General features: G+C 68.7%; 4 protein-coding genes and 1 pseudogene. All 5 read left to right on the forward strand.

The features are described 5' to 3' along the window. Positions 1-127: 127 nt before the first annotated feature. The 5 genes and pseudogenes from EFK10_RS00700 (at position 128) to EFK10_RS00720 (ending at position 4,165) form a co-directional block, all read left to right on the forward strand. Positions 128-730, forward strand: a complete 603-nt coding sequence (locus EFK10_RS00700) for a GNAT family N-acetyltransferase (RefSeq protein ID WP_127353848.1) — start codon at positions 128-130, stop codon at positions 728-730. Positions 731-917: 187 nt separating this feature from the next. Beyond that, a complete protein-coding gene (locus EFK10_RS00705) occupies positions 918-1,748 on the forward strand; it encodes a phosphoadenosine phosphosulfate reductase (RefSeq protein WP_127353849.1) in 831 nt (276 codons plus the stop codon). A 215-nt stretch (positions 1,749-1,963) separates the two neighbouring features. Continuing rightward, the gene (locus EFK10_RS49260; protein ID WP_127353850.1) at positions 1,964-3,280 is read left to right on the forward strand and encodes a DNA cytosine methyltransferase; all 1,317 of its coding nucleotides are present in this window, start codon (positions 1,964-1,966) and stop codon (positions 3,278-3,280) included. Then, positions 3,267-3,329 (forward strand): annotated as a pseudogene (locus EFK10_RS49265) (hypothetical protein); the annotation flags it as partial. The gene EFK10_RS49260 and the pseudogene EFK10_RS49265, both read left to right, overlap by 14 nt. A gap of 233 nt (positions 3,330-3,562) precedes the next feature. Further along, positions 3,563-4,165: a hypothetical protein gene (locus EFK10_RS00720; RefSeq protein ID WP_127353851.1), complete on the forward strand. Its 603-nt coding sequence runs from the start codon at positions 3,563-3,565 to the stop codon at positions 4,163-4,165. Positions 4,166-4,509 lie beyond the last annotated feature (344 nt).

Raw genomic sequence — 4,509 nt, forward strand, 5'->3', positions numbered from 1 at the left:
CCAGACTCGACCGGCACACCGCCGATCACCAGGAAGAATCCTCCGCCGCACTGGCGGCTTGATCAACCCCCGAAGGATTTCCGGAACGGACCACTTAGGATGCGCTCAGTCGGGCCGATGACCGGACATGTCGTTCCGCCGGCCAGCCGAGAAGACCCATCACGGGAGGCAAAATTTGAGTACGTCGCTGCCCACCCCCTCATTGCAGACCGCTCGCCTTCGACTGCGTGCCTTCGAAGACGCGGACGCGAACGACATCTTCGCGCTGCAGAGCAACGCCCACGTGCTGCGCTACTGGGACAGTCCACCGTGGACCGAACGCGAGCGTGCCGAGAAGTTCATCGCCCGTTGCCGAGAGATGGAGAAGGAGGGCACCGGCGCGCGGCTGGCCGTGGATCGTGTCTCCGACGGGGCGTTCATCGGCTGGTGCACCCTGGACCCGTGGAATCCGGACTTCCGCAGCGCCTCGCTGGGCTACTGCTTCGACGATGCGGCGTGGGGCCACGGCTACGCGACCGAGGCCGCGCGCGCATTGCTGCGGTGGGCGTTCGACACGCTGGACCTGAATCGCGTCCAGGCTGAGACCGATACGCGCAACGTGGCATCTGCCCGCGTGCTGGAGAAGCTCGGCTTCCTGCGGGAAGGGACATTGCGAGAAGACTGCGTCGTCAACGGCGAGGTCTCCGACTCGTGGATCTACGGGCTGCTCAGGCGGGAGTGGCGGCCGTAGTCCGAGCCGTGCTCAGGGCAGCGCCGCCCCGGACCTATCCGACTACGACGTCATCGCGATCAGCGATTCCGGCGGCAAGGACTCCCACGTCACCCTCGCGGTGACCGTCGAGGCCGCCCGCGCCGCCGGCGTGCTGGACCGGGTCTGATCCTTCCACGCGTCGCTTGGCCCCCTGGAGTGGCCCTCGGTGGAGTTCGACGGCTGCCGGTACCCCAGCACGGGGGAACTCGCCGCCCTGCACAGCACCGCGTACGGCATCCCGGTTGAGCAGCACATCGAGGTGCAGCGCACGGCGAAGGACGCCGCCGGCAAGCTGGTGCCCTACAGTCTGCTGACGTTCGTCGCCGAACGCGGCATGTGGCCGGTCCGGGGGACCGCGCAGTTCTGCACCGGGGACTGGAAGACGAAAAGGATCTTCGCGGCGTGGACGCCGCTGGTACGCAGGCTGCGGCGGATCCTGGGCCGCCCGGTGCGCATCCTGAACGTGATCGGCCTGCGTACGCAGGAGAGCACCGACAGGGCAAAGCGTCGTTCCTACCGTCGCGTGCTCGCCAACCGCGACCGGCATGTGGACGAGTGGCTGCCGATCCGGGACTGGACGACGTCGGCGGTGCGGGAGTTCTGCGACGCCTCCGACATCGCCCACCACTGGGCGTACGACTCCGTACCCGGAGCCGGCGACTGGAACGGCTCCACCAGGTGCAGTTGCTCGATCTGCATCATGGCGAATCGGTCGGACCTGAATCTGGCCGTACGCCGGCGGCCGCGGCTCACCAATCTGTACGCCCAGGTCGAGCAGGTCCGTGGGCACCGCTTCCGCCAGGACCTGTCGATCGCCGAGCTGCTCCAGCTGGCGCAGCGCCAGGGCGGACCGGCGCCGGGAATCGTGCTGGCCGACGACGGACCGGAGTTCGACGCCATGGCGACCGCCGTGCGGGCCGCGCGCCGAGCCGCCCCACCGCACCCTGGAAGTCGACCCGAACGCGCCGCAGCAGCTGGGGCTGTTGGGGTTCGGTGACTGCGGAAGCTGCGGACTGTAGCAGCGGACGCCCAGGTCAAGCCCCCGATCCGATGGTCGAAGGGGCTTGACCTCACTCAAAAAGAGAGTATAATTATGGTCACAGGTGGGCGTCGGACGGCAATCCGGCGCCCACTCCCAACCCACCCATCAGGAGAGTGCTCCATGCGACTGATGAACCCCCAGGCCACACCCCTTCAGGGGGCGTCAGGCTGATGGCCTCCTTCGCACTCAGCTGGGCCGACGACGTCACCTGGTCGGATCAATTCGCGGGCGGGGGTGGCTTCGCCGAGGGAGCAGAGCGGGTTCGCGGCGCCAGGGTCGTCGTGGCCGGGAACCATGCCCTGCACGCGTGGGAGACCTACCGGGCCAACCACCCCACCGTAGACGTCAGGTGCGCCGACCTGTCCCAGGTGGTGCCGGCCCACTGGCCGCGAACCCACGCCCTGTGGTCGTCGCCGGAGTGCACGTGGCAGACCGTCGCCCAGGGAAAGCCCCGGGGCTACGGCGAGTTCGTCGACGGCCTGTTCTCCACCACCGGCGTGGACGAGACCGCGATCCGGTCCCGGGCGACGATCTACTGCGTTCCCCGCTTCGCCGAGCACCACCAGTACGCGGCGATCGTCGTGGAGAACGTCGCGGAGGCCCGCTGGTGGGGCCCGAAGCACAACCGCGGCGCCGCGTTCGACGCGTGGCTCGGCCAGATGCGGGCCTGGGGCTACCAGCACCGGATCCTGTACCTCAACAGCGCCCACTTCGCCAGCCTCGGCCCGGCTGCCGCCTGCTCCCGCGATCGCATGTACGTGGTGTTCTGGCACGAGTCGCTGGGCCGCGTGCCGAACTTCGACAAGTGGACCCGGCCCTACGCGATCTGCCAGCGACACGGCCGCGTCCAGGCCGTCCAGGCGTGGAAGCACACCGACACCTCCAGCCCGCAGCGCCCGTGGGGCAAGCACGGCACGCAGTACGTGTGGCTGTGCCCGAACAGGGGATGCGCGACCGTGCCCCTGATCCCGGCGGCGACCCGGCCCGGGTCGGACGCGGTGGACTGGTCGCGCCCCGGACGGCTGATCGCCGATCGCTTCCAGCCCAACACCCGCCGCAAGGTCGAGGACGGGCACCGCGTCTACGGCGGGGCCCCGTTCATCGCGGAACTGCGCGGCGGCGGCTCCACCCACCGCGCGCTCACCGACCCGCTGTCGACCATCACCGCCGGCGGCAACCACCACCTGCTGGTCCACGGCGACGCCCCTGACATCCGCGACCGGTACGCGCGGGTCCTGGACATCGACGAACGCAAGGTCGCCATGGGCTTCCCCGCCGACTACCAGCTCATCGCCACCGCCGAGAAGAGCAAGGACCGCGACAAGCAGCGGATCGGCGAGATCACCGCCGAAGGCAACCACCACATGCTGGTCAAGCCGGGCCGCACCGTCAACGACTGCCAGGTCCAGATGATCAGCCTCCAGACCCAAGGCCCGCGCCCAACGGTTCCCCGACGACCACGTCTTCCAGGGCAACACCGCCGCTGAACTCACCCGGCAGTTCGGCAACGCCGTCCCGGTCAACGCCGCGTACTGACTGGCCCAGCGCGTACTACCCAGCCTCAACTGAAGCCCACCGGGCGGATGCCCAACTGGGGGCCGCGCGGCTGGACGCCCTGGCCCCCGGTTTCCACCCGCATCACCCCGTCATCGAGGTACATGGTGTACAGTTCTTCATGTCGAGCGCGGATGGCCCCGCGGTACGACACCCAAACCTGAACCCTGCTACGCCGACATCACCAGCGTCGGCGCCTGACCAAGGAGTAACCGATGATCCCCGCCGGCCGCACCCCCCTCGGTACCGCCGACATCGCCAAGCGCAAGGGCACCAAGTCCCTGTCGCGCTCCGACGCCGAGCAGCTGCCCACCCCGATCAGCCGGCCCGGCGCACAGACCCGCATCTGGGACAAGGAGCAGGTCGACGCCCACCTCGCCGGCCGGGAGATCCCGGAACTGCCCGACGAGGAGTCCCCGGAGGACCTGCTGGACCGCGAGGAGGGTCGCCACCAGCTCCAAAACGTCATCAAGCCCGAAGCCTGGCGCGCCTACATCAACCACGGCCACGCCCCCAAGCCCGACACGTTCGTGTTCGGTGTCGCGCACTGGAAGCGGCGCACCATCCGCGACTGGGACGCCAACCGCCCCGGCGCACGCGCCGGCGGCGGCCGCCCCAAGGGCAGCAAGGAAGCCAAGCCCCGCACCCCCGCCACCGACAAGCGCCTCGCCCTCGCCCAGGCCCGCAAGGACCGCGTGGCCCAGATGCTGGCCGACACCAACGGCCAGGTGACCTCGGCGCAGATCGCCGCCGACCTGGGCATCACCGAACGCCAGAGCCAACGCCTCCTCAAAGCGGTACGCGACGCCGGCAATTGACCGCCGGGCTTCGTAGGTGGGAGCTGACTCCAGTTATAGGTGAGTTCTGACTCCGGTCCGGGGAGTCAGGAGCAAGATCTGTATGCGAGTTCTGACTCCACTGCGGGCGACGGCCCGAGCGCTTGCAGGGGCAGTGCGATTGCGATTTGACCGCCTCATCGCTCCGGCTACTTTCGATACGCAACCGTAGCGTATCGAAAGTACGGAGGTGGTCGCTGATGAGCGCACCCGGCCGCTCGCGAGCTGCCTGTGAACGATCACGTAATTCCCCGGGCCCGGCGTCACGTAATTCCCCAGGTCCTGGCCTTGTCCATGTCTACTTGATCGAGGGCTTGTTTGTCTTG

This window comes from Streptomyces soli, from assembly GCF_003999195.1.
GTDB lineage: Bacteria > Actinomycetota > Actinomycetes > Streptomycetales > Streptomycetaceae > Actinacidiphila > Actinacidiphila soli.